Origin of the sequence: Aliivibrio sp. 1S175 (genome assembly GCF_001690985.1) — a bacterium.
Lineage (GTDB): Bacteria > Pseudomonadota > Gammaproteobacteria > Enterobacterales > Vibrionaceae > Aliivibrio.
On sequence record NZ_MAJS01000090.1, the window covers coordinates 73,605 to 99,877 of the forward strand.

Annotated in this window: 20 protein-coding genes; 3 read left to right on the forward strand and 17 right to left on the reverse strand. The window is 39.5% G+C overall.

Annotated features, from left to right (window positions below; all coding sequences use genetic code 11):
* Nucleotides 1–16: 16 nt before the first annotated feature.
* A complete protein-coding gene (gene speB / locus A6E06_RS18790; protein WP_065592785.1) occupies nt 17–943 on the reverse strand; it encodes an agmatinase in 927 nt (308 codons plus the stop codon).
* On the reverse strand, nt 943–2,835 hold the full coding sequence (gene speA, locus A6E06_RS18795; RefSeq protein WP_176703493.1) for an arginine decarboxylase: 1,893 nt from the start codon (nt 2,833–2,835) through the stop codon (nt 943–945). Before speA ends, speB begins: the two co-directional genes overlap by 1 nt.
* Nucleotides 2,836–3,178: 343 nt before the next feature.
* On the opposite strand from speA, the gene A6E06_RS18800 reads away from it, so the two are divergent.
* Nucleotides 3,179–4,438 carry a hydroxymethylglutaryl-CoA reductase gene (locus A6E06_RS18800; RefSeq protein WP_065592783.1) on the forward strand — a complete coding sequence of 420 codons (1,260 nt, stop codon included), beginning with the start codon at nt 3,179–3,181 and terminating at the stop codon, nt 4,436–4,438.
* A gap of 47 nt (nt 4,439–4,485) precedes the next feature.
* Here A6E06_RS18800 and A6E06_RS18805 read toward each other — a convergent pair whose 3' ends face one another.
* The 3 genes from A6E06_RS18805 to A6E06_RS18815 form a co-directional block, all read right to left on the reverse strand.
* Nucleotides 4,486–4,998, reverse strand: coding sequence for a lipocalin family protein (locus A6E06_RS18805; RefSeq protein WP_176713304.1), 513 nt, complete (start codon nt 4,996–4,998; stop codon nt 4,486–4,488).
* Nucleotides 4,999–5,118: 120 nt separating this feature from the next.
* Nucleotides 5,119–6,150 (reverse strand): HlyD family secretion protein, encoded by a 1,032-nt coding sequence (locus A6E06_RS18810; RefSeq protein ID WP_065592781.1) that lies wholly within the window; start codon nt 6,148–6,150, stop codon nt 5,119–5,121.
* Nucleotides 6,147–6,458, reverse strand: coding sequence for an Mg2+ and Co2+ transporter (locus tag A6E06_RS18815; protein ID WP_065592780.1), 312 nt, complete (start codon nt 6,456–6,458; stop codon nt 6,147–6,149). The genes A6E06_RS18810 and A6E06_RS18815 overlap by 4 nt, the downstream gene beginning before the upstream one ends.
* A gap of 189 nt (nt 6,459–6,647) precedes the next feature.
* Here A6E06_RS18815 and A6E06_RS18820 point away from each other — a divergent pair, with 189 nt between their 5' ends.
* Nucleotides 6,648–7,562, forward strand: coding sequence for a LysR family transcriptional regulator (locus tag A6E06_RS18820; protein ID WP_065592779.1), 915 nt, complete (start codon nt 6,648–6,650; stop codon nt 7,560–7,562).
* A 41-nt stretch (nt 7,563–7,603) separates the two neighbouring features.
* On the opposite strand, the gene A6E06_RS18825 is transcribed toward A6E06_RS18820, so the two are convergent.
* The 8 genes from A6E06_RS18825 to A6E06_RS18860 all read right to left on the reverse strand — a co-directional run bounded on the left by A6E06_RS18825 (nt 7,604) and on the right by A6E06_RS18860 (nt 18,722).
* The gene (locus tag A6E06_RS18825; RefSeq protein ID WP_065592778.1) at nt 7,604–8,782 is read right to left on the reverse strand and encodes a patatin-like phospholipase family protein; all 1,179 of its coding nucleotides are present in this window, start codon (nt 8,780–8,782) and stop codon (nt 7,604–7,606) included.
* Nucleotides 8,783–8,923: 141 nt separating this feature from the next.
* Nucleotides 8,924–10,405 (reverse strand): efflux transporter outer membrane subunit, encoded by a 1,482-nt coding sequence (locus tag A6E06_RS18830; RefSeq protein ID WP_083190374.1) that lies wholly within the window; start codon nt 10,403–10,405, stop codon nt 8,924–8,926.
* Nucleotides 10,392–13,487, reverse strand: coding sequence for an efflux RND transporter permease subunit (locus A6E06_RS18835; protein WP_065592777.1), 3,096 nt, complete (start codon nt 13,485–13,487; stop codon nt 10,392–10,394). Before A6E06_RS18835 ends, A6E06_RS18830 begins: the two co-directional genes overlap by 14 nt.
* A gap of 9 nt (nt 13,488–13,496) precedes the next feature.
* The gene (locus A6E06_RS18840; RefSeq protein ID WP_065592776.1) at nt 13,497–14,591 is read right to left on the reverse strand and encodes an efflux RND transporter periplasmic adaptor subunit; all 1,095 of its coding nucleotides are present in this window, start codon (nt 14,589–14,591) and stop codon (nt 13,497–13,499) included.
* A gap of 90 nt (nt 14,592–14,681) precedes the next feature.
* On the reverse strand, nt 14,682–15,572 hold the full coding sequence (locus A6E06_RS18845; protein WP_065592775.1) for a LysR family transcriptional regulator: 891 nt from the start codon (nt 15,570–15,572) through the stop codon (nt 14,682–14,684).
* 365 nt (nt 15,573–15,937) lie between these two features.
* Nucleotides 15,938–17,047: a GGDEF domain-containing protein gene (locus tag A6E06_RS18850; RefSeq protein WP_176713308.1), complete on the reverse strand. Its 1,110-nt coding sequence runs from the start codon at nt 17,045–17,047 to the stop codon at nt 15,938–15,940.
* A gap of 52 nt (nt 17,048–17,099) precedes the next feature.
* Nucleotides 17,100–17,753, reverse strand: coding sequence for a hypothetical protein (locus tag A6E06_RS18855; protein ID WP_065592837.1), 654 nt, complete (start codon nt 17,751–17,753; stop codon nt 17,100–17,102).
* A gap of 168 nt (nt 17,754–17,921) precedes the next feature.
* Nucleotides 17,922–18,722, reverse strand: a complete 801-nt coding sequence (locus tag A6E06_RS18860) for a hypothetical protein (RefSeq protein WP_065592773.1) — start codon at nt 18,720–18,722, stop codon at nt 17,922–17,924.
* Between the two features lie 224 nt (nt 18,723–18,946).
* Between A6E06_RS18860 and A6E06_RS18865 the strand changes: the two genes are divergently transcribed.
* Nucleotides 18,947–20,137: a leucine-rich repeat-containing protein kinase family protein gene (locus A6E06_RS18865; protein ID WP_065592772.1), complete on the forward strand. Its 1,191-nt coding sequence runs from the start codon at nt 18,947–18,949 to the stop codon at nt 20,135–20,137.
* Between the two features lie 61 nt (nt 20,138–20,198).
* Here the strand turns inward: A6E06_RS18865 and A6E06_RS18870 are convergent, their stop codons facing one another.
* The 4 genes from A6E06_RS18870 to A6E06_RS18885 form a co-directional block, all read right to left on the reverse strand.
* Nucleotides 20,199–20,648, reverse strand: a complete 450-nt coding sequence (locus A6E06_RS18870; RefSeq protein ID WP_369688549.1) for a hypothetical protein — start codon at nt 20,646–20,648, stop codon at nt 20,199–20,201.
* A gap of 32 nt (nt 20,649–20,680) precedes the next feature.
* Nucleotides 20,681–22,825: an LruC domain-containing protein gene (locus A6E06_RS18875; protein WP_083190376.1), complete on the reverse strand. Its 2,145-nt coding sequence runs from the start codon at nt 22,823–22,825 to the stop codon at nt 20,681–20,683.
* 155 nt (nt 22,826–22,980) lie between these two features.
* Entirely contained in the window at nt 22,981–24,759 is a 1,779-nt protein-coding gene (locus A6E06_RS18880; protein ID WP_065592770.1) for a bifunctional protein-serine/threonine kinase/phosphatase, read from the reverse strand.
* A 36-nt stretch (nt 24,760–24,795) separates the two neighbouring features.
* On the reverse strand, nt 24,796–26,265 hold the full coding sequence (locus A6E06_RS18885; protein ID WP_065592769.1) for a NarK family nitrate/nitrite MFS transporter: 1,470 nt from the start codon (nt 26,263–26,265) through the stop codon (nt 24,796–24,798).
* Nucleotides 26,266–26,273 lie beyond the last annotated feature (8 nt).

Sequence of the window (26,273 nt, forward strand, 5' to 3'; positions counted from 1 at the left end):
TCAAAGCTTATAATTCTTATTTGTTTAGACGATTCGCCGTCCAAACATATAATAATTCAAGAGCTATCGTCGCGCCTGCTAATGCTGTGATATCACTTTGGTCATACGCAGGTGATACTTCTACCACATCCATACCAACCATGTTGATACCTTGCAAACCACGGATGATTTTTAAGATCTTATCTGAGTTCAAGCCACCACACACAGGGGTTCCTGTACCCGGAGCAAACGCAGGATCAAGACAATCAATATCAAAGGTTAGGTAGACTGGCTTGTCGCCAACAATACCTTTTACTTGTTCGATAATTGCATCAACACTCATGTCATTCGCTTGCATCGCATTGATCACATTAAAGCCATGATCTTTTTGGTCATACTCTGTACGAATACCAATTTGCACTGAATGCTCAGGCGAAATCAAACCTTCATTCGGAGCATGGTAGAACATAGTACCGTGATCGTAACGGCTACCATGACTGTAAGTATCAGTATGTGCATCAAAATGAATCAATGCCATTTCACCGTATTTTTTCGCGTAAGAACGAAGTAATGGCAGAGTAATAAAGTGATCACCACCTAAACCTAGTACTATTTTTCCGCTATCCAGAATTGCATCAGCCGCAGCTTCAAGGCGTACAGTAAAGTCTTCAGCATCGCCAGTATCAAATACTAAATCACCGGCATCAATCACTTTAGTATGATCAAAAACGTTAAAGTCCCATGGGAATTTTTTGCCTTCCCACGCTAGATTTACCGATGCACGACGAATGGCATCAGGCCCTAAACGCGCCCCCGGACGACCAGAGGTTGCCATGTCTAATGGCGCACCTAATACAACAATATCAGCATCGTTATCAATAGGATTTTGCACCAATGGACGACGCATAAATGTCATTGCATTTGAGTACAATGAATAATCTTTTTTAGTAAATAAATCGTTCATTAAAAATCTTCCAAATAGGTGTAACCCATCAAGCCTTGCTCTAACTCTTCAAGCACGCTTTGTTGTTCTTCTTTTGCCACTTTCGCTGTTACCATGTCTTTGTAGTTTTGGCGGATCAAATCTACATCGATATGCACATAACGCATCATATCTTCAACGGTATCGCCTTCATTGATGTAATCAATATTCGCTTCGCCGTTTTCATCAACATTCACAACCACGCTGTGGGTATCACCAAATAGGTTATGCATATCACCCAAGATCTCTTGGTATGCACCCACTAAGAAGAAGCCCATTAAGTACGGTTCATCAGGATTCCATGCTGGCACTGGCAACGTGGTTTCAATACCTTGACCATCTACATATTGATCAATAATACCGTCAGAGTCACACGTAATATCCAGTACAACGGCGCGATGTTCATCGGCATTATCCAGACCACTTAATGGCAACACAGGGAAAACCTGATCAATACCCCATGCATCGGGTAATGATTGGAACAAAGAGAAATTCACAAAGAATTTATCCGCTAAACGCTCACTCAATTCATCAAGAATAGGACGATGGTAACGGTTTTTTGTGCTCATTTTTACGCTTAACTCGTAGTTAATACGTAAAGATATTTGCTCTGCCCATGCGCGGTGTTGAAGGTTAATCATGCCTGTTGCAAACTGATTATGCGCTTCGGCTACGTCACATTGAGTATCATTATAGATCTCAATTAATGCACGGTCATCACTGCCATTCTCTAGCTGTTCTAGGTTACGCCACATATTGTGTAATAACAGAGGATCATCACCATGAGGCTTTTCAATTGCTTCTGGCGTGTAACTTTCTGTACCAATAACGTTGGTAATTAACACCGCGTGATGCGCGGTTAGCGAACGTCCAGATTCAGAAATGATCACTGGCATTGGTTGTGAGTAAAGCTGACAAATGTCACCAATGGTCATCACGATATTGCGTGCATACTCAGCCAAACCGTAGTTCATAGAGTTAGATGATTGACTACGAGTACCATCGTAATCCACCGCCAAACCGCCACCAACATCGAGGTATTTTAGCTCTGCACCAATGTCACGTAATTCACAATAGAATCGTGCTGCTTCACTTACGCCATTACGAACATCACGAATGTTTGCCATTTGTGAGCCAAGATGGAAATGCACCAACTCTAAAATATCAAGCTGATCTTCTGCTTTTAGACGATTAATTACCGTCAATACTTGAGAGGCCGACAGACCAAATTTCGATTTTTCACCACCACTTGCTTGCCATTTTCCTGCACCTTGAGAAGCAAGACGAATACGCAAACCAAGGCGTGGTTTTACACCTAATGCTTTGGCTTCAGATAGAACTAAATCTAATTCTGATAATTTTTCTAGAACGATAAAAACACTGTGACCAAGTTTCTCACCAATCAACGCTAAGCGTACGTACTCACGGTCTTTATAACCGTTACATACAATCACTGAACTCGCTTTTTGAGCTAATGCTAATACGGCTAATAATTCAGGCTTACTGCCCGCTTCTAAGCCTAATTGCTTTTGTTCTAATTGTGCCTGACTTGCAAGAATTTCATCAACCACTTCTTTTTGTTGGTTTACTTTAATAGGGTAAACAAGAAGATAATGGTTTTCATATTGGTATTCTTCAATCGCTTGGTTAAATGCACTACAAATATTATGCACACGCTGATGTACGATTTGAGGAAAACGAACCAAAGCAGGCAATCCAATATTTCGCTGCTCTAATTGATCCACAATATGACTTAGTGGGACTTGATGATCTGATTCACTGCGTGGTGAAACATACACTTCACCATTATCATCAATACCGTAAAAACCTTGGCTCCAATGCTTTACATTATACTCAGCACGGATGCGTTCCAAATTAACCGAATGTTCCAAATCTAGAGACCTCACACAATAGGGCCATCAACAGAAAATACCTCGTTGGAATATCGAGGCATAACCCAACAAACATCGTAATCTAACGAAGTGTTGACGGCATTAACTAACATTATTAAAAGGTAGTCCAATAATGAATATTTATCGTGATAATCAAAAAAACTTGTCGATAAATGTGAAATATAATGGCCTTATTTACAGCCTCCTTTTAGCACTAAAAAGCATCACACATACAAGCAAAATGTAACCGTTTATATCTACCCCTTGTTTCTGATTTATTACCCAGTAAAATCATCCCCAACATTTTCTGTTATATACGTTTTTTATGCCAAAATTGAATCTGCACCGCCGTGACTATGTATCAATCTTAGGGAGTGATATCTCTGCAGATAAATTAGAGCAATTGCTCACGCCTCACTTTGAAAAACCAACCAAGAAACTGACACCGAGTCCTTACTTAACCGATAAAAACCTTATCCGTCGTTGGGACAAATTAGCAAACCCTGCGTTGCAAGCTGAACTACTTGATGTTCATACCCAAGCACAAAGCCAAGCCTACGAAAAAAACATCGAGTACTTTATTGGTACAGTCAAAGTGCCTGTTGGACTGACTAGCCCTTTACGTGTGAATGGTTTATTTGCCAAAGGTGATTACCTCGTTCCCCTTGCGACGACAGAAGCAGCATTAGTGGCTTCTTATAGCCGAGGTTCACAGCTAATCACTGCCTGCGGCGGTGCAAGTGCTATGTTATTAAATGAAGGCGTAACTCGTACTCCTGCATTTGCATTTTATAACTTAGCCGAAGCTGGACAATTTGTGGCGTGGGCCGTCACTCAATACGATACGTTCAAACAATTAGCTGAAGCGACCACTTCTCACGGTAAACTCAGCGACATTAATATCAGTATTGAAGGTAATCACGTTTACTTAGTGTTTGAATTTTTAACCGGTGACGCTTCTGGTCAAAACATGGTGACCATTGCGACTAACGCTATTTTTGAATTCATCATGGACAACTCCCCGATCACGCCTGAAAATGCGTATTTAGATGGCAACTTATCAGGCGACAAAAAAGCCAGTAGCCAGTCTCTCCGCAGTGTTCGCGGTAAAAAGGTAACCGCAGAAGTGCATATTCCCGCCGAACTGGTTAAGAAATACCTGCACACTACACCAGAAAAAATGATGCAATTTACTCAAATGAGTACGGTTGGAGCAACGCTCAGTGGCACGATTGGCATTAATGCTCATTACGCCAATGCACTTGCTGCTCTTTATATAGCTTGCGGGCAAGATGCCGCGTGTGTTGCTGAATCGGCCATTGGTATGACACGAATTGAAGTGGATAGAGATGGTGGATTGTACGCAAGTGTAACACTGCCAAACCTAATGCTAGGAACGGTTGGCGGTGGTACCGGATTACCAAGTCAAAAAGCCTGTTTGGAAATCATGGGGTTACACGGTTCAGGTAAATCTCAAGCATTAGCGGAAGTATGTGCAGCATTATGTCTTGCTGGCGAATTATCTATTGTGGGTGCATTTTGTGCGGGACATTTTTCACGAGCGCATCATAAATTAGCGCGCTAGTTAATCAGTTGGATTTACCAAACCCCATTAACTAACGCGACAATCAATTATTGCTCAACAAAGATCAGTTCATTTGTTTTAAAGCCTAGAGATTGAGCCGTTGATACAAAACGCTCAATCACTTCTTGGTCAACGTCTTTTGTTCGAGATAGTAGCCATAAATAATCGAGATCAGGGCCTGATACAAACGCATATTGATAATTTTCTTTATCTAATTCAAACACCACGTATGAACCGTAGAAAGGCCCAAAAAACGAGACTTTAAGATAGCCTTTATCTTCTGCATCAATAAACTTAGCTTTCCCTTCTGCTTCATTCCATTCTTGATCTTCTTTTGAATAGCCTCGGTTAATGACTTTAACGCTTCCATCTTCATTAACACTGTATTCGGCACTGACTTGGCTTAACCCTTCTTCAAAAGAATGGTTTAGCCGCGCCACTTCATACCATTTACCTAAATAACGGTTTAGCTCAAAGCCTGATACGGGTTCAACACCCTTTGGCATTCCCAAACAACCACTAAGCGCTAACATACTTATCCCTGCAAATAATATTCTCATTGTGTTTTTAATCATCGTTAACTCCCTTAACTTAAGTATGTAAACTATATACAGCAGCCATGATGAAAAAGGTCACTTGCCGTTATTATTCTTTTATCACACCTATTTAGCTCTATCCATTTACATTGCTTGTAAATAAGACTTTGCCGCAGTTAAACGAACGGTTGCTCCGCCAATAACATCAATAAAACCTAATAATGAATATGGTTTATTTGCACTTATCCACGCTGAACCTGTTGCCCCAATGGGTAGCATATCCATCGTATGTTGGTCTATTTCTAAAATAACAGTTCGGCCTACAGGTGCAGAACCTCGTTGAATATGGCTAGATACCGATTGCTCTTGAGGTAACAAACTGCCTTGAGCTTCACCCGTTGCATTCACAACACTGTGTACTTTTGCTCTAAAAATCTCACCTGGGTATGCCGTTACAAAAAATTCACTAAATTGTCCCGGTTTAATGTTTTTATACGCTTGATCGGGAATGCGCATTTCAACAAACTTTTTACTGGTATCCCATAAATGAAGTGAACCAATGCGAGATCCATCAGCAATAAATATGTGCGTCACCATGCCATCAAAAGGAGCGGTAATCGTTAAACGGTCTAATTCAAAATTTAGGTTTGTTAATTGCGCTTCTAACCCAAGCTGCTTCGCTTCAAGTACATGAATATCTGCAATCAACATTTCAACCAAATCTAAGGACTCTTCTGTATCACGAATCGATACGTGTTCTTTCATACCTACATTACGTTTATGATTGCGCTCTGCTTGTTGTAATGCCACTTGTTTGGCTTCAACGCTTTTTTCTACCTCAAGCTGAGCAGATTCCACCTCAATAATGGCAGACGTAATTTTGTCATCTTTAAGAAGGTAAAGTACTTCCCCTTTTTTTACGTGTTGGTTGTGATCAATATAAATCTGATCAATATGCTGCCCAACGGATGGAGAAAGTACAGCATGAGGGGCTTTTACTGTGGTTGAATTGGTTAAATCTGCTGGAGAATAAAAACGATGACCCAAAAACAGAGCCAATGCCAATATCACCCCAACAAAAGTAGTAATGAAATAATTACGACTTGTTGGTTTAAGTACCTTAAATTTAAACAATAACCACACAATTAAGATGTAAGGCAGCATAATCTCTTTCATGATTGCGCTCCTTTGAACCAAGATTGAACTTTATCCCAATCCGTCACAATTGCGAGCACAGCCAGCACCCATAATGGCTTCCATATAAGGCCTAAAATACACATCCAAAAAATCAATTTAGCTTGAGCTAATCCTTTTTCTTTTGCCAAATACTTAGGAAGCGAATGTATATGCCAAACTTTAACGACTACCCACGTGAGTATGCCGACAGTAACTAAAACGACAAACCACATAAACATAATTGAATCAAGCAATGGATAAACACTCGGCAGAGTATCAAATTCTAAACTGGTTGGATGTATTTTCATAAATCACCTATAAATAAAACGTATGACTCTTCCTGAGACGTATGTATCCATGAATAAAAACAATTCACGTTACCCAAAATCATCAACGCAACCAATGGCGAAACTGTATATCTGATATGACAAATTTGATATTTAAAGTTGTATGATATAAGTTAAAAGAATGTGTATTGTGCGAGGAATAAAATAGCAATGGATATCTCAAAACTGGATTTAAATATACTGAAAACATTACTTGTTCTGCTGCAAGAAAAAAACACAAACAAAGCAGCAGAACGATTAAATACCAGCCAACCCGCTGTTAGCCGTACCTTAGCAAAAATACGTGAAGAATTTGATGACCCACTGTTTATTCGTCAATCGAGAGGATTAAAACTTAGCCCAAAGGCTGAAGAACTGGCGATAAGTTTGCCTAAAATCTTCTCTGATCTGCAGCACACACTGCAAGGAGATTCTTTTTCTCCAGAACAATTAACAGGGCAAATGAAGATTGCGATGAATGGGTTTATTATTGAAACTCATGGTTATCAGATCTGTGAAGCAATAAACAAAGATGCACCTAATCTAAACATTGAATTACATAATTTTAGTCCAAAAACCGCTGCCGAATTGATTAATGGGGAGTTTGATTTTGCAATCAATTATTACCCATTAGATATATCAAAAGAGCTTAGACAAGTACCCATTGGCTTACTAACGTTTATAGGGATCTGTCGCGTTGATCACCCTTTAGCTCATCAGCACATTCCATTACAAGATATTTATAATTACGATTTGGTTGGCTTAATTGTTCCTGAATTCAATCTACATACTATGTTGGCACAAACGTTCTCAACTCAAGAAGTGACTAAACATCCTAATTTCCGTAGCCAAACGGTAAACCCTCTGCTTAATTACATCGAACACAGAGACAGTATTTTTATTGCCCCAAAAAGCTTGTTAGAAACATTAAATAACCACAAATTTTCTTATGTGACTATTGATGATGAACAAAAAAGAAACCAAATTAAAGTAGGCTTGTTCTACAATAGCAAGCACATGAACTCGGCCAAATTTAAGTGGATAGAAAAAATTGTGGATAATATCCTTCCTCCTAAAATGACCTAATTTAACATCACATCGTCAAGGCATCTCATTAAGCCAAAGCCTTAAAGATCAACCGAAAAGGTATTAAATTGGGGTGGTTTATCATCCCAGACATTACCGATTAGAGTTTGTTCATACCCATATTTATATAAGTGCTGCATGTAGGTAGAATCAAACGGCTGATCAGGGTCTTGCTCTACCGCCAATGCCATATCACTTTCCATGTGACTAAAATAAAAATCAATGTTTGATCGCTGTGCTAAATTATAAATTCGCATGACATCTCCTCGACCTTGATACTTAATTAACGTAGACAATGAGCGTGAAGCCACGTAATTCAAGTTCAATTCTGGATCATCGACCTTAGGCTCAAATTCCCCATTTCTTATCACATAAATATGATGGTTTTTATTTTGATTATTCACTACTGATAAAGAATCAGAGATTAAAAAAACTTGTCTTGTAACCCCACCATCAACATGAAGCTCTTGGTAAGTATCGTCTTTTCCTTCAACGTTAATCCGCACCGCTGGGAACGCTCCAGGAATTGATGCTGACGCTAAAATAATGTCTTCAAATAAGCGTTGGCTCTCGTCAGATTTTAATGCCGCAATTTCCCCCATGTTCCAAATTGACAATCGCTGACTGCCTAAATCGGTTGTGCCTACCAATAATAAGCGACCTTGGGCATTATATTCAGCCACTTTATCAAGCAATTCTGTTGTGACGGTTTCTCTTATTGTGTTTTCCAATGGTGAACTGTCTAACAATGCCGTTCCACTCAACACATTAAGGATTCGTTTTGTAATAAAAATATCATCCGTTTCAGTTGTGGTATAAAACTCAGTGAGTTCGTCATCATAGTCTTCACCTAAATACGCAAAAACTGCAATTAATGCTCCAGTACTTACCCCTGTCACGATATCAAAATCAGGTCTTCCACCCATCTCGCTCCATGCGGTTAAAATACCTGCGCCATACGCTCCGTTTGCACCACCACCAGATAGCGCTAAGTAATGATGGTCGTCTTTTTCTTGTTGGAAATTAGATAAATAAACTTCATCAAAAAACAGATCACTGCTGTCTCCCCAATAACGTAAATTGTCTTTTCCTAACGGATACACCAGATCGTTTTGTTCATTTGGAACGGCCGAAAAAGGGACGTGCGCAGCACAACCAATTAAAGATGTAGTGCATAAAATAATCAAAGGCCATTGCCTAAGTATTGAAATAATGGACATAGTGTCATTCTCTTATGTTGAGAAAACGTAAAGGAGTACGTAAACGGTACTTTGATAGCCGTAATAACGTGGTGATTTGATGCAACTCGCACCGTGAGCTATCAATGAAAGTTCACGGTGTAAGCCATTTACTGTATGACGCTAGATCTCCCACTCTCCACCCAGAGCTTTATGTAACCCCACCACTGATTGCGCGGTTTGTAACTTAGCGGCCACGACTCTGTCTTTCATCATATTGTGTTGTCGTTGTGCATCTAATACCGACAGATAATCAATCAAGCCTGCGTTATATAAAGCGTTGGCTTTGCTTAACGCGGTCTCTGTTTGTTGCTGTGCTTGAGTAATACTTGCTTGGTATTTCTGACTATTACCATAAGCAAACAGCAGTGTTTCTACTTCTGCAAAGGCGCCATTTACTGCGTGTTGATAAGTAAGCACTGATGTTTCAAGACGCGCTTCTTGAATATCAACCATTGCGGCGCCTCTACCACCATCAAATACCGTCCAACTTACGCCCGCACTTGCCATCCAACCAAAAGAGTCACTGTTAAACAAATCATCAAAATCTCCTGCAACGAGTCCTGGCGTGCCGGTTAAAAATACTTTCGGATAACGACTTGCGATAGCGGCACCTAACTCTTCATTCATTGCCGCTATTTCTCGCTCTGCCATACGAACATCAGGGCGACGTTGCAATAAATCTGACGGCAGCCCTGTAGGGATAATACCGGCTAATTCTGGAGTGACTTGTTCAATCGAATCATCACCTAGGTTTAATGAACGGGTCGGTTGCCCTAACAAAATAGCCAATCGCTGTTTGTGAATATTCGCCGCAATATCTAGTTGGGGAATAATCGCCTCTGTCGCCGCCAGCATGGCGCTTGCCTGAGAGATATCAAGCTCTGAGCCATAACCGTTATCAACCACTTTTCTTACCAGTTTCAACGTGCTTTTTTGATCTTCAATCGTTCCCATTGCAATCGCTTTACGCTCTATTGCGCCGCGATATTGCAAATAGTTACTTATCACATCCGCCGTTACCAAGGTGTTTAACCCACTACGGTAAATCTCGACTTGTTCTTTTCTTATTTCAGCGGCATCTGCTTGGCTATCAATACGACCAAATAAATCCATTTCCCAAGCGATGGTAGCCCCAACACCAAAACCATCTTGTTGTTGGTCCATTAATGTCACGCTAGAACCAACAAGAGGCTGAGCCGCAGCAGGCACTCCAATAGGGGAAACCGCAGCGCCTAATAAAGGATCATTTTCACTGATTTGATAATTGACATACCCAGCACCAAGGCTGACGGTTGGTACTTTAAATGACGACACCATTTCATGATAAGACTGCGCCATTTTAATGCGCTCAGAAGCAATTCGTAACGGAATATTCTGCTGCTGCGCGTCTGCAACCAATTGGTTTAATATTGGGTCATTAAACCCTTTCCACCACGCTAGATCACTTGATAATGTTTGTGAGCCATTTACGCCTTCAATCTGGGTATAGGCTTCACTCATGGTCATTTCTGGCGGAGTATAATCTGGTGTCATGCTACAACCTGTCAATATACCAGCCAAGAAAAATGCTTTCGTTATTGTCGATACTTTATGCATTTTCATGGTTGATATCCTTCATATTAATTTCGTTTTTGATTGATGTCATTTCGACATTTATATCGGCATTTGAGCGATCATTTTTATAGAACAATTTATACATTGCAGGCATTGCTAGCAGTGATAAGAACGTTGCTGCTGCAAGGCCACCAATAATGGTTGCTGCCATTTGGTCAAATAATCTATCTGATAATAATGGGATCATGCCTAATGCGGTGGTTAATGCGCCTAATGAAATCGCCATGGTTCTGTTTAACGTTGCATCTTTAATCGCATCATCTAATAACTTGCCCTGCTTACGTTCTAGTTCAATTTGGTCCATCAATACAATGCCGTTTTTCACTATCATGCCAGACAACGCTACTGCACCAATTAACGCCATGTAACCAAATGGTTTATCAAACAACAGTAAACTTAAACTTGCCCCCGTCGCCGCCAAAGGCACGGTGGTTAGAATAATCACTGGTTGCTTAAAGCCGTTAAACATAGCCACCAAAATAACCACCATAAAGATCAATGCTTTTGGCAGTTGTGAGAAGGTATCCATGATTGAACGATGTTCGTCATAATATTCACCACCCCATTCCAATGTGTAACCATAAGGCAGTTGAATTGCTTCAATCTCTTCGAGTACTTGTGAGCGTACTTTCGCTGCGGTTTGATCTGTAATCGCCGCTTGAGCCGTAATTGATGGCACACGGTCACGTCGCCAAATCATGCTTTCTTCATTTTTCAATTCAAATCCATCAACAACTTGGCCTAATGGTACAGAATGAATACCTAACAATGATTTTACCGGGATGGTTTCTAATGATGCCATACTTGATTCAGGGCTTTTTAATAGTAATGGAATTAACTCATCACCTTGCTGCATTGCTCCTAATATCATGCCATCTGACGAGCGTTTTAATGCCATTGCAATATCGGCACGATTAATCCCCGCACGACGCGCCTGTTCTTGGTTAATGATGGGTACTAATACTTTACTGGTTTGACGCCAATCATCACGCACGTACTTGGTGTATGGGTTCTCGTTAAAAATCGCTTGAGCTTCTTGAGACAATCCACGTAATACATCTGGATCTGGCCCTGTAAACCGCGCTTCAATGCTGAACTTATCTTTCGTTGCCAGTTTCAATGAACGGAATCTTGGTTCAGCTTGAGGAAATTCACTCTCTAACCACGCATCACCACGTTTAATTAACGGTTTAATTGCGTCGTAATCAGCCGTATTAATCACTATTTGACCATAACTTGGGTCAAACGGTTCTGGCTCTACCGTCACTGAGAATCGAGGAGCACTTGCGCCCACATAAGTTGAGATTAAATCCACTTCAGGTTGTTCTAATAACCACGCTTCTATACGCTTCATGTCTTTTGAGGTTTCTTCAATTTTAGCGCCATTTGGCAACCAATAATCAAGGAATACAACTGGACGATCCGAACTTGGCATAAAGTTAACCGAGATTTGAGGGATAACCACCGCCGTCATTAACAGCAACGGAACCACCGCAGACAACGCTTTTTTAGGATTATCTACTGTCCAACCTATCACCTTTTTAAAACGACTTGGCTTCACGACCTCTTCACTGCCCACTTCTGGTTTTAACCATAACCAACACATCAGTGGCGTAATGGTCATTGCAACAAGCCATGAAAGCAGCAACGATGAACACATGATTTTAAACACAGACCCGGCAAACTCAGCCGCATCGGTTTGAGAAAATAACACCGGGCTCGCACCCATAATGGCAATGAACGTTGCCCCTAATAATGGCAATGCCGTTTCGTGAATACAATCGGTCGCGGCTTTGGTTTTTTCAATGCCACTTTTTACTTTTGAGGTGTACATATCGGTAATAACAATGGCGTTATCAACCAGCATACCCAGAGCTAAAATGAAGGTCCCTAATGAGACTCGCTGTAAATCAATACTCGCTAGGTACATATAAACAAGCGTTAATAATATCGTAACGAGCAAGCTGGTTCCAACAATGGTCGCACTTTTGAATCCCATAAAGATCCACAATACAACGACAACAATCAGCACACTTTCTAATAAGTTTAAAACGAAATTATCAATCGATTTTTGTACTTCATCGGGCTGAAAAGCAACAACCCCAATTTCAACGCCAACAGGCAATGTTGATTGATACTCAGCAATCACTTCATCAATACTAGAGCCTAAACTCACTACGTTAATACCACTCACAGGGCTCACCGCTAACGTCACGGCATCAATGCCATTATAACGACTTAGAGATAACGCAGGCGTTTGATAACCCATTGATACATCTGCAACATCTTGTAATCGGATAAGTCCTGTACCTAGCTCACTTATCCCCCCTTTTAGGGTGAAATTTTGAATATCTTGCAGCGATTGGAATGAGCTACTTTGATCAATACGAATACGTTCATGACCTGCTGCCATACTGCCTGCATCGAACACCATGTTTTGGCTATTTAATTGGTTCAATACTTGAACGGTAGATAAACCATAAGCCGCTAAACGCTCATCGGTAATATCAATATTCACCACTTGGTTTTGAACACCATGTAGCTCAATTTTTTTAATCCCATCGACGGTTTTTAAACGACGTTGTAACTCTTTCGCGTATAAACGTAAATCGGCAGGTGACGTATCTTCTCCATAAACAGAGAAAAGCATCCCGTACACTTCAGAGAATTCATCTTGCACAATACTTATCTGTGCTGTGGCTGGTAAACCAAGCTTCACATCCGAAACTTTACGGCGTAATAAATCCCATTCTTGAGGTAATTGCTTTGATGAAATCGATTCTTTCAAATCAATAAACACCATCGACATACCCGGTTTAGATAGCGATCGTAATTTCCAAAGCGAACCCATTTCTTGTAATTTGGTTTCGACTTTGTCTGTCACTTGCTGTTCAACTTCTTCAGCAGAAGCGCCAGGATATAGCGTGACAACCACGGCACTTTTTACCGTAAAGCTTGGGTCTTCTAATTTACCCAATTTAAAATACGATAACCCACCCGCTATCACACACAACACGGTAAAGAAAATAACGAAGGTTCGTTGTCTTATAGCAAATTCAGCTAAATTCATCATAACCTCCTATTGAGTAACAAAGCGCAGTTGACCAACAGGGTCACCGTCTTTTAGATAATCAGCACCCGTAACCACTACTTTATCGCCAACCATTAGTCCCGTATTAATACACGCTTGGTTTGCATCTAATGAAGCCAGTTCTACGTGTCTGCTTTCAATTTCATGGTCATTCGCCAATAAGACTTTTTGTTCGTCTTTTTGTCCGATAAGTGCAGAATAAGGTAAACAGTACGCATTATTTGCATAGGCAAAAGGAACTGATACTTTTACGGCTTTACCCGGAAGTAAATAGGCCGGCTTTTCTGACACATCAAATCCATCTAATTGAAAAGTGACTCGGTAGGTTTGCTTAATAGGATGAGGTTGCGTTCCAACCTCTTTTAATGAGGCACTGTAAATCTGTTTTTCTTGATACCAACTGATATTGGCACTTTGATTTTCTTGGAATAAATGCGCGAGGTTTTCAGGTACATCAATCACCGCTTCTAACTGGTTTGGTTGGTGTAAGGTAAATACGCTGATCCCTGGAATCGCTTGCTCAAACTGTTCAAATTTTTGATTCGAGATCACGCCATCAAATGGGGCTTTTAATTCGGTATAACCTAACGCATCGTTTGCTCTGATTAGGTTTTGTTTCACCACTTTTACCATTGCAGCACTGCGTTTGTAGCCGCTTAATGCGCGATCAAGGTTCACTTTTGCTATCGCATCATCTTGAGTGGCTTGTTTTACTCGAAGGTATTCTGATTTCGCTAATTGGTGTGCGGCTTTGGCTTCACTTAGTCGCGCTTCTATTTCTAATACTGATATTTTGTAATCGTGTGGGTCTAACCGTGCAATCACATCCCCTTTAGAAATACGTTGGCCTTCTTGTACTAAGATTTGATGAATAGTGCCGGGAACACGGAATGACAACTCCGCAGTCTCACTGGCTTGTAACGTACCAGAAAACTGTTTAATGCTATGAGTTTGCTGTGAACTTAACTCGACAACTTCAATTGGGCGTGGTGTTTTCTTTATAACCAAAGGCTGAGTTTGATTACAGCCGACTAACGCTACACTAGATAACGCTAATACACTTATTAAATGTGTTTTTTTCATCACTGACTCCTAAGATTTTACGTTAGAGCCAGTGTATAGAGATAAAGGGCCGAGATAAGCTAGCAAACGTGACAAACACTGTCTCAAAATTCAGGACAATAATGCCAACTTAGGTATTTCAATTAATAGGTGATCTATTAATAATCGCGTTACTCGGGATATCCCTTTATTTTCAGGTGAAAGCAACCAAATATCTTCTTTTGCAGAACAATATTCTGGTAGGATATGAATGAGCTGTCCATTACGAATTTCATCACCAATCAACATTTGTGGTAAAAAACCGACTCCACGGCCATGAATAATGGAATTTTTCACAAAATCAATACTATTGCTGGTGAGTTTGGTTTTTATCTGTAGGTATTCATCATTCAAATGCCATTGGTTTTCTATTTCGCCACTTGGCCAGCGATAACAAATGCAGTCGCACCGTTCAATATCTTGTATCTTATTGATATTTTGATTCAATGCGAGGAACTCAGGACTCGCAACTAACACGCGTTTAAGTCCAAAAACTTTCCTCGCAATAATATTACTGTTATGCAATTCCCCTCCATGCATTGCCAGATCTAAACCTTGAGGGTACATCTCTAAAAAGCCATTATTAATAATGCGAATGTCTAACTCAATGTCTGGGTACTTATCTTGAAATGAAAAAATAATGTCTTGCAATGGACCGTCACTTTGCGGGAGTAAACCAAATTTTATCTTTCCTTTAGGTGAGTCGGACACTTGCTGAGCCGCATCGTTAGCTTGTTCCAATGCTTCCAAGGCTTTCAATAATTTTTGATGGTAAGCTTCACCATGTTGAGTCAGAGATAATTGTCGAGTAGTACGAAAAAATAATGCCACACCTAAATGCTGTTCTAACTCACTTATTCTACGGCTTACGTTCCCTCTTGGTAGATCCAAAGCATTAGCCGCCGCAGTAAAACTGCCAAGCTTAACGACCACAGTAAATAAGGTTAAATCTTCAACTTTCATCTTAATTCTCCAATGAGCAAGCCCTCGACTGTGTCATAAATATTGTGACAATTCTAGTCGCATTTATAAGAGGAATAATGAAATAGCGACGACTGAGAGCTATATGACAAATTTGTTATATTCTGTATAAGCAATGACGATTAGCCAGTGACCTAAAGAACCATAAGAATAGAGACAGATTCTATCTTCCCTGTTTTTGAATTATATATAGAACCTCATCAAAATTTAACCGCTATATACCATGACCGACTACCAAAAATAGAGCCAAGAAACATTCTTTTATATAGTAATTATAAATACCGTAATGACCCTTACTTTCACTGGCTACAAGGCCAAATTACGACATTAATCCAACAGATAATTAATCATGAGTAACGCAAAATACAAGCGCCATCTCGCCCATTATGCTTTACCCTGTACAAATTCTCGTCAGCCTTTTTGATAAATGCTTTTTTATCCGTAATTTTATTAGAGGCAACGGCACCACCAATACTGACAGTGACACGATCCATAAATGGGTGCTGTAGATTTAATCTACGAATATATTGATTAATATAATTAGCAAGACTCAAGGCTCCAGCAATGTCTGTATTAGGCAATAAAACAATAAACTCTTCGCCACCATAACGAGCAACTACATCGTCTTTTCGTGTTACACATTGATTAAGAGCTGTCGCTATTTGACAAATACATTGATCACCTCGTTCATGACCAAAACTATCATTTACGGCTTTGAAATGGTCTATATCAATCAATAGCACCGCCAATGAACGGCAACTTCGATTCATGCCGTTAAGTTCATCATTATAGGATTTTTCAAAGAAACGTCGGTTATATAATGTGGTTAATTCATCCACATTCGACCTGCGCTCTAGCACCATATTATGAGATCTAATCAACATACTTTGCAGAGTGATTTTGCTTAATTGGCGAGCTTGTCTTCTTTCATGTACAAACTGATTTTGCTCTTTTTTATAGTGATCTAACCCCAGATAAAGTAACCAAAGAAATAACATCATTAAGAAAAAATAAAACGGAATGCCTAAGGCTTCTATATCATGAAACTCTACAATGGTTAAAAACCCAAAAAGAACATAACTACCAAAAAGAAAAATCAACGATATCGTTTTAAGAATAAATATTTTTGCCATTAATGTAATGGCTATAACACTAATAGGAGAAAAGGTTAATGCCTCGGTTAATATGACGGTATGTATCGCTGCAAGAGTGGCGTTTAGTGAAAAAATACCTAATATATTCAAAGTTTTACTTGGTAAAAAAAACCGAAAGATCAAACCAACACATAAGCATATAATTGGTATCTGCATTAATAATGTATGATATAACACACGCACTTCATGTTCAGTATCAATAATTGCGCTTCGTGAGATCCACAAATCTAAGGTTAATCCTAAAAATACAGAAATGAGTGTAATTATCAATGAGATAATAAAAATACGTTGATGATTATGCACATTCACATAATCCGTAAATTGTTTATTATAATCTATCAACATATTCAAATGATTACTCAAACTCGTAAGTGTAAGAGACGCCGACCTTTTCATTACTACCAAAGTCATCTTCGCTGACGACTCCATAAAAATTAAACGATTGGTTTTCATTTATCTTATAGCTCAAACCACCACCGCCCCAATAACTACTGTAATCATCAGAGCCTAACGCCCCTCCACCAAAAGCAAGTACACTCCACGTGGCTGTTAGTGGTTTTAACGCAAACGCTCCTAAATAACCACTGTGGCTTGAATTAGACATCAAAACGTAATCACCCGATTGCATTTCGCTCTGTTGTTCAACGGCAAATTCACCATCATTGTAAGCGTAGCCCGCCATAGGAAAAATCTGCCATCCCATTGGTTCAATACCAAAATAAGACAATGGAATAAATGTACCAATGCTGTAATTATTTTTATAGGCATCGTTATCATATTCGGTGCGACTGAAATTGACATTAACAATACCTATCGGTAATAACCATGAACCACCAATACGCCAATCATCCCCATCAGCATTTGTTCTGACGTTCACCATTCGCACAGGGTCTAACCCAATAGAGCCAGAAATAGTAAGATCATCGTTGTAACCAAGACCCAATTTGGTCACTATTTTTGTTGGATCGTCTTGGTGTTTTTCCTCTGCAGAAACTGATGGTAATGTCATGACAAAAAACAGAAGTAAAAATGAAAATAAAGCATAATCTAATTTAGATAGGTAGTTCATTAAACGCTCAATAAAAGAATATTAATAGAAACAGAAAAACCAACCCATTTAACAATGAATTGGTTTATTAACACACGTTAGCAACGACAATGCTTAATCATGCCATTATTAAAATTGATAGTTAAATTCAATACGGTGATCGCCATCTGAATAGTGTGTATCTTCTGTCCAATTAGCAAAATAACGAACATTTGAACGCTTGGTTATTTGATAACTAATTGCAGCTTCATGAGTTAAAATTGCATCATTATCAATACCATAAGCATTATCTTTATATTCTTCAGAACCAGAAATAGTTCCTAAATACATTGGATTATAGTTAATCCAGATCTTATCGGTAATTTCAATTTTACTGTAAAGGCCGGCAACATAAAAAGATCCATGCAAGTCATAACGATCTTGTGCTTGTGCAGCCCCTTCATCTTGAGGATCGTATGCTTCACCAGCTGCCAAACCTAATCCCGCTAAAGGGTATAAACTAACAGGTCCCATTTTTGGAAGTGCCTGTATAAAACTGTAAGAAGCTGAGCCTTGATTGGTATCAAAGTTCCAATCGACATCAACCTGAGCGCCGCGCCCATTGGTTAAATCGACAGTAAAATTACGGTAGCGAAGGGAATCTATGCTGTCATCGTTATTTTTACGAGCATCCCCATTCCATCCAACCGCTTCACCACCGATGCCTTTAATTTCGATGATATTCATGCCCATACTGGTTTCGCTACCAGTATCGTATGTTTGACCTACTTTTAAGTTCAATCCTTTATCGGTATAACCCGCACCTGCTTGAGTATAAACAGCTAAAGGATCAGACATATCCTGCACTTCTTTCTCTTCTGCAATAACAACGCTTGAAAATACGCCGGTGAGCGCCACGGCTAAAATTGATTTTTTTACTATTGTCGTCATTTGGGTCTTCTCCTAATACTGCGAAGTAAGATCCCTTTACTTCTATTTCATTCATATGCATCATTTGATGCTCAATAAAACAACAATACGTTAATATTAAATATACGACTAATGCCATCTCGTTATATCATTTATACCAAAATTGATATAATAGATTTCTGACTCTAAAAACCGTACAATCCACGGCTAATTTCCGTTAACATTTCAATATTAGGAAGATAAGTTTGCATACATTAGCTCAGTTAACCTCTGGTGAATTACAAGGTATTACTCGACTTCAATTAAGTGACAACCTAACCGAATTTCCATTAGAAATTTTATCTTTGGCTGATTCTTTAGAGATCTTAGATTTATCGAATAATCAATTAACCACGCTACCAGAAGAAATCACCCAGTTAACTAAACTAAAAATCTTCTTTGCTTCTAATAACCCATTTACTGTTTTTCCTGATGTATTAGCAACACTGCCAAACTTAGAAATGATTGGTTTTAAATCATGTAACATTAAGCACGTTGCTGAAAACGTATTTCCGCCTAAATTGCGCTGGTTAATATTGACGGATAACCAAGTTGACGCCTTACCAAATACTTTAGGTGAGTGTCATTTAATGCAAAAGCTCGCATTAGCGGGGAATAACCTAACAACGCTACCTAGTAATTTATCTCAGCTACACAATCTTGAGTTATTGCGTATTTCAGCAAACCAATTAGTCGAATGCCCAGAGCAACTGTTTGATTTACCAAAATTGGCGTGGTTTGCGTTTGCGGGTAATCCATTCTGTAAATCTGATTTAAAAGTAAAATCAGTACCTAGTATTGCCTCTTCAAGCTACACCTTAGAAAAGGTATTGGGCCAAGGCGCTTCTGGTGTAATTTCTAAAGCACATTGGAATAACGAAACTACTGATTTCCCTAAAGATATTGCAGTAAAAGTATTTAAGGGCGAAGTCACAAGTGACGGTTATCCTGAGGATGAATTGCAAGCGTGTTTGAAAGTCGGTAATCACCCAAGCGTGGTGCAATCATTAGCGCAAGTAAGTGAAGATAATTACTTAGCATTAATCATGAATTTGATCCCAGCGCATTACAAAAACTTAGGGTTACCACCAAGTTTAGAAAGCTGCACGCGTGATACTTTTCCTGAAGGGTTTACCTTATCACTTGAACACATCAATAAAATGACCAATGAAATGCGTAATGTGTTTAATCACCTGCATGATAATCAAGTGTGCCATGGCGACTTATATGCGCACAATACGCTGTTTGATGCTGACGCAAATATTATCTTTGGTGATTTTGGTGCAGCAAGTATGTATCACATGCTGAACGACGATCAGCAAACAAAAATCAAAGCCATCGAAGAACGAGCACTGAATTACTTTATCGATGATTTAATGAGTGTATGCGCTAGCTAATAACGAAAAACAGCCCTTAACATTAAGGGCTGCTTTTTATCTGATTACTTTATAGGTCTTGTTAATTAATTACCCACGAGCTCTCTTTTTCGTTGTTGTGAGATAAGGTATAAATAAGAGGATCACGGTCTTGCTCCATTATCCAAATAATAGTAACTAACTCTTCACAATGGTTCGCAACACGAAGATCAAACGATCCAACACCTTGTTCTAATTTTCCTTTAAGTAAGCACATATCAAAGTCTACTTTAGATAAATCGCCTTTCGCTGTGCTGTTATCACATACCGAGATAAACGCATCCTTCGTTGAGATTTCAGATATATCGACATCAATATCCACAGTGTAAACAGAAGTCAAACGGTTCTCAGTACTTATCTCTAAATCCAATACCGACATGGAAGAAGGTGAAGACCCAGATGAATTTGATCCACCACCACTATCTGAACCGCCACTGTCGCTATTACACGCAGTAAGCAGACCAAGGACAAGTATCAAAACCAAACGGTTCATTATATTTCCTATATTATTCATAGCCTATCTCCTTAATCTATATAAGTTTTGCCCGTATTTGGAGTGATATACCAATCTGGTGCAGTTTGCCCTGTTTCATCTTGAGCGAAATCAGCAAATTGGGGATAAGCGTCTAAAATACTGACAGACTCACTTGGGTGCTTCCAATCCATTGGTATTTCAATTGCCCACGGAAGACCATTACTGGTATGAAAGTAGGTGTCATTAGCAACGTTGGTTGCATCATCACTGTGCCCAACGTAACCATAGTTAAATTTTGACGTCGGTTTGTTATTTTTAAGGTGAACCTCGACGCTTCTCCCCGGATTTCCTCCCCCTATTTGAAAACTCGTACCACCATAGTAATAACCAGGAGTAGCAAAGATAAATGGGTCATAAGGTAATTCTGGCATTTGAGATTGTGGAATAGGCGCTTCAAATGGAACGATTAATGACCATGTTGGACGGTGTTGCGTACCACAGCCAGACTGAGTTCGGTACATATCACATCCATCTTCTTCGCCTGATTCAGTAAATGACCAAAGATCTTCATGCACAATAAGCACGGCATCTATTGTTCCACTTTCAAGCACTTCCGTATTTTTTAATTCACCATTAATGAACAGCTTTGCTGAACTTGATTTGATTTTATCTGGGCTTATCCCCGGTAAACGAATCGCGAATCCTGAATGATAAGTCCCACCGATTGCGGCTATTTTACCTTCAATTTTAAGCTGAATAACTTGGTTACTGTGGCTAAACTCCGTGTATTTTACGTTCATAAGTACATCATTCATATCGTAATCACCCACTTTAGGGTACTGATCTTCATATGCAAAAGTGGTGTATCCTGATCCCGCAGGATAAAGCTCAACAGAAACGCCTTGGTCAGTAACAATGACTTGATAATCTTCAACTTCCCCAGCGCTTACCCCCCCATTAGGGCCAACATCATAAGTATGGCTTAAACGAAAACGTGCCCATGTTTCGCCTGCAAGCGCCCAACTTGGTACTTCAAAGTACAATTGGTTTTGGCCATCATCAACCCATACGCTATCAAGAATAATTTCATCATCATTAAACTCACCATTTTGGTCCCAATCAATCCACGCACTGATTACACCTTCTCCATCTGCACCATTAACGTCGGCATAGATAAAACTGGTTTCTTTGATTTCTAGAGGCACAGGGAAAGAGATACCATCATCATCATTACTTGAATCCGAAACGTCATCTGACAGTGGGTACGCATAGCCCTCACTTTCTCCATCAACAATTGCACCTAATGTTAAGCCTGTTATGCCATGACGAGCGCCAAACGAATCATACAGTGTGCCGTAAGTATCTGGAGCATCACCAAAATCACTGTTCTCATTTTGTCCAACAGGAGCAAACGCACAACGGGCGCCATCATTTGAATTACTTGATGGTCCATAAGCGAAAAAATCAGAGCTAGAGTTGAGTTCATCAATACTTACCCTGTAAATATAGCCATTACCGTTATTACTAAGGTATAGGTTGCCATCCACATCAAAATATTGCGCCCCAAACGCCAAACTATGACCAACGTTACTGCTAGAAATGACTTGGTTTAACTGAGTGCTAATGCCAGTATCGGGAGCGATTTTATACAAATAACCGTTATTATCGACACTGTAAAGAAGACCGTCATCAGGATGAAAAGCCATGTCTAAAATTCTAAGATTACCAACGGTGGCTGAACTCGCAATTTTCGTCATTACAAGTGTGACTAAATCAATTCGAAAGAACCCTTTATTCACTCGGTAGCCATACCATGCATTCTCAACGGTTGATACATCACCTACATAAAATGACGTTGGACCAAGTTCTAAATTCGCAACAGATAAGGGTGTTGATATAAAGTCAGACCCAATTCGAGTCAGTGTTTGTGCGCCATAATCCCATCCATAGATATAATCATCATGAACACTGTAACCAACACCATTGATTTTTCCGTCACCGATCTCCCAAGACAACGTATTATAGCTACCTACATCAAGGCTTATACCATAAGCAATCGGAGTTCCTGATGGGTTCTGCACCATAAAGGCTTGGCTTGGACAAGAAGCAAATGGAACAGCCGCCTGTGATTGAACACTGAAACCTAATACAACAATTAAGGCTGTCACATAAGGTATAAAATAGTTCTGCATCATAATGTTCCTTCATCATACTTAGTTTGTATAAGAGAAGAAGCACAGAGCATGCCTAAAATTTAACGCATTGTTTATTAAAGGATTTCATTTGTCACTATCAAAATGAAAGACACTATAATTCTATTTTGAGAATCAAATTGATAATAACGATGAGTCTATATTAATAACCCAAATTCAATCAGTACCATAATACCTAAAACAATCGACACACCTTTCCAAAATAGAATGGGATCTCTTTCCATTAGTGGTTGGTCTTGCTTATTACGTAATAACTGAGCATTTGGCGTATTTAAATCGGCCATAAATTCACTCATGTGCAGATACCGTTGGGATGGTAAAGCATGACACGCTTTTTTAATGGCTTCATCTACCCAAACGGGTATTTCATCTCGCTGGAATAACAATGAATGGTACGTCCATACTTGATGTCTTTTAGCGTGTAGCGATTGTTGAGTAATGTGCTTGTAAGGTAACGTTTTATCCGCTCCTCTGCCTGTCGTTCTGTTGTCACTTAGTAACTCATAACAAAGCACACCAATAGAGAATATATCTGATTGGTGTGTCGCTTTATCGCCATTAATGTATTCAGGCGCACTGTAATTCACCTCACCTAATGGGCATTGGAGTTCAATGGTTGATAATGCTTCTTCAAATCCATCAGCCGTTGCCGCACCAAAATCAATCAACACGATATGACCGTCTGGCATGATCATGATGTTTTCGGGTTTTAGATCTCGATGTACAATATGTAAACGCTGTAATACCCTCACCGCTTTCATTACACCATTAATAATTGCTCGTACTTCATCAAGCCTTGGAACAGGGTTATCAAACATCCATTGCCGTACCGTTATTCCTTCAAGGTAATCACACACATGATAAATAAAAGAAGAAGTAAGCAAGCGTGGGTAAATACGCATAATACGGTTGCTTTTTACCTTTTCTCCTATCCATTGCTCTTGAATAAAAGAACTCAAATAATCACGATCTTCTGCAAATTGTTGTGACGGAACTTTCAACACATAACGTTTAGACGTTTCTTCATCAATCACTTGATATACGTGACTACGGACACCTGAATACAAGATCTGTTGAACTCGATACTCATCAATTTTTTGACCTACTTTTAATACAGGAGGAATATGACATTGATTCAATAATTGAATTAATTCCTGTGGGGATTTACGTGGCAAGTTAACAACATCAATCAATAGACTGCTGCAATTATCTAGCGATCCTTTTTCTATCGCTAATGAACATAAATGTGACGATATAGATTCTAAAGGTCTCTTTTTCTCTGCTATTGTGACCAGTTCAACACTCAATTGATGCTCATTCAATACATCATGAATGCCATCGGTCGTCAGAATAAATTTATCGCCTTGCTCTAATGCAATGGATTGATAATCAACTTCTATATGACTATCCATCCCCAATGCTCGAGTTAAATATTGATGATGTTTAATCCCTTGTCGTTGATGATCTTTGGTTATTTGTTGCAATTTCTTATTGCGGTAAAGATACACCCGGCTATCACCCACATGAAAAATATGCGCGGTATTGGATTTAATGATCACACTAGAAAATGTGGTTAACCAACCATTATGTAGCAATTCATTGTTTTTCTGTTGCTGATACAACCATGAATTAATGGTTGATAATATACTGGTTGCGGCTTGCTTTACCCCCCAACTGTCTGGGGTTGAAAAGTAATCATCAACAAACTGTGTGACGGCGGTATGGCTTGCTTGCTGACCTTTATCACTGCAACTCACACCATCCGCAATACACGCAACGTGACCTTTAAATTGTTGCTCAGACAATAAGGCTTGCTTAACAATGAAGGCATCTTGGTTGTTCTCTCGTTTTCCTTGAGTTGAGTATCCACCAACACGTAAAACTAACTCATGTTGTAAGTCTACAACCTTCTTCATTTAACAAACCTCCCTGTCTGTTAATTACGATAATAATTAGTTAGATACATCTATTAACGTAATACTACCGTCTTCATTCACTTCCGTTATTTTTCCGTTTGGTTCTTCCATTTTAAGCAGCACCACAAAACCTAAAACGGCGGTAGCGGCAATCACTAAGAAGAAGGTTTGGTAACTAACAAAAGACAACACGGTAAGATAAACCACAGCACCTACATTGCCATAAGCGCCTGTCATACCCGCTATTTGTCCTGTCATGCGGCGTTTAATTAAGGGGACGGTTGCAAACACCGCGCCTTCACCGGCTTGCACAAAGAAAGAACACCCCATTGCGGCAGCAACGGCTAACCATAACGGCCATTCACTGTTGACTTGTCCCATCAGAAAATAACCGACGGCTAACCCTGCGGTTAATATCAATAACGTTGGTTTACGGCCAAATTTATCGGAGATCCAACCGCCACCAGGACGAGACATTAAATTCATGAAGGCATACGCTGAAGCAACCATACCCGCCATTACAGGGGTTAATTCAAAGGTGTCTGAAAAGAACAATGGCAACATAGATATTACCGCTAATTCAGATCCAAACGTTGCAAAGTAAAGCACATTTAATACCGCAACTTGTTTAAATTTATACCGATGATGTGGTGCAACATCATTACTAAAAATGGCTTTATTCACTTTCCAAACTTGTGTTATTTCGTAGATATAAATCCCAACTAACAACAAATACACCCCATTAACCACGGTATTAGATAACATTCCAATTCCCGATGACGATAACTTCCATGTTAATAATGCTAACGCCGCGTACATTGGTATTTTCATTATCAAAAGAAAATAGAAATCCCCTATAGAAGTCACTTCCATCGCAGTTGAGTGGGTTGGTTTAAAGTAAGTTGCGCCTTTTGGTGTATCAGTCACTTGAGAATAAAAAATGAAAGAAAATAACAGACTCATTACCCCCGTAATTGCTACCGCGTAACGCCACCCTTCATCTCCTCCAAACCATAACGCTAAGGTTGGTAAACTAAATGCCGCCGCTGCCGAACCAAAGTTGCCCCAGCCGCCATAAATCCCTTCAGCAGTACCAAGTTCATTATGAGGAAACCATTCAGATACCAAACGAATACCAATCACAAACCCTGCGCCAATAAAGCCAAGTAAAAAACGGGCAATAGCCGCTTCAATAAATGAATCAGCAAAAGCGAACATGAAACAAGGAATTGAACACACCGCCAATAAAATTGAATAGACCAATCTGGGCCCGTATTTATCCGTCAGCATGCCTATAATGACACGAGCTGGAATGGTTAAAGCGACGTTTAAAATCAATAAGGTTTTGATTTCTTCTGTGCTTAACCCCAAGGTTTCTTTTACCATTTGCAATAAAGGCGCGAAGTTAAACCACACCACAAAAGTAATAAAAAAGGCCATCCAGCTTAAATGCAGCGTTTTCATCTTGCCTGAAAATGAAAACAGAGAAAATTTATCTTCCATCATTAATTCCT

Bases quoted from the DNA above. Each gene is read 5' to 3' on its own strand.
- speB (WP_065592785.1), bottom strand. From the start codon at position 943: ATGAACGATTTATTTACTAAAAAAGATTATTCATTGTACTCAAATGCA.
- A6E06_RS18800 (WP_065592783.1), top strand. From the start codon at position 3,179: ATGCCAAAATTGAATCTGCACCGCCGTGACTATGTATCAATCTTAGGG.
- A6E06_RS18805 (WP_176713304.1), bottom strand. From the start codon at position 4,998: ATGAGAATATTATTTGCAGGGATAAGTATGTTAGCGCTTAGTGGTTGT.
- A6E06_RS18810 (WP_065592781.1), bottom strand. From the start codon at position 6,150: ATGAAAGAGATTATGCTGCCTTACATCTTAATTGTGTGGTTATTGTTT.
- A6E06_RS18815 (WP_065592780.1), bottom strand. From the start codon at position 6,458: ATGAAAATACATCCAACCAGTTTAGAATTTGATACTCTGCCGAGTGTT.
- A6E06_RS18820 (WP_065592779.1), top strand. From the start codon at position 6,648: ATGGATATCTCAAAACTGGATTTAAATATACTGAAAACATTACTTGTT.
- A6E06_RS18825 (WP_065592778.1), bottom strand. From the start codon at position 8,782: ATGTCCATTATTTCAATACTTAGGCAATGGCCTTTGATTATTTTATGC.
- A6E06_RS18830 (WP_083190374.1), bottom strand. From the start codon at position 10,405: ATGAAAATGCATAAAGTATCGACAATAACGAAAGCATTTTTCTTGGCT.
- A6E06_RS18835 (WP_065592777.1), bottom strand. From the start codon at position 13,487: ATGAATTTAGCTGAATTTGCTATAAGACAACGAACCTTCGTTATTTTC.
- A6E06_RS18840 (WP_065592776.1), bottom strand. From the start codon at position 14,591: ATGAAAAAAACACATTTAATAAGTGTATTAGCGTTATCTAGTGTAGCG.
- A6E06_RS18845 (WP_065592775.1), bottom strand. From the start codon at position 15,572: ATGAAAGTTGAAGATTTAACCTTATTTACTGTGGTCGTTAAGCTTGGC.
- A6E06_RS18855 (WP_065592837.1), bottom strand. From the start codon at position 17,753: ATGACATTACCATCAGTTTCTGCAGAGGAAAAACACCAAGACGATCCA.
- A6E06_RS18860 (WP_065592773.1), bottom strand. From the start codon at position 18,722: ATGACGACAATAGTAAAAAAATCAATTTTAGCCGTGGCGCTCACCGGC.
- A6E06_RS18870 (WP_369688549.1), bottom strand. From the start codon at position 20,648: ATGAACCGTTTGGTTTTGATACTTGTCCTTGGTCTGCTTACTGCGTGT.
- A6E06_RS18875 (WP_083190376.1), bottom strand. From the start codon at position 22,825: ATGATGCAGAACTATTTTATACCTTATGTGACAGCCTTAATTGTTGTA.
- A6E06_RS18880 (WP_065592770.1), bottom strand. From the start codon at position 24,759: ATGAAGAAGGTTGTAGACTTACAACATGAGTTAGTTTTACGTGTTGGT.
- A6E06_RS18885 (WP_065592769.1), bottom strand. From the start codon at position 26,265: ATGATGGAAGATAAATTTTCTCTGTTTTCATTTTCAGGCAAGATGAAA.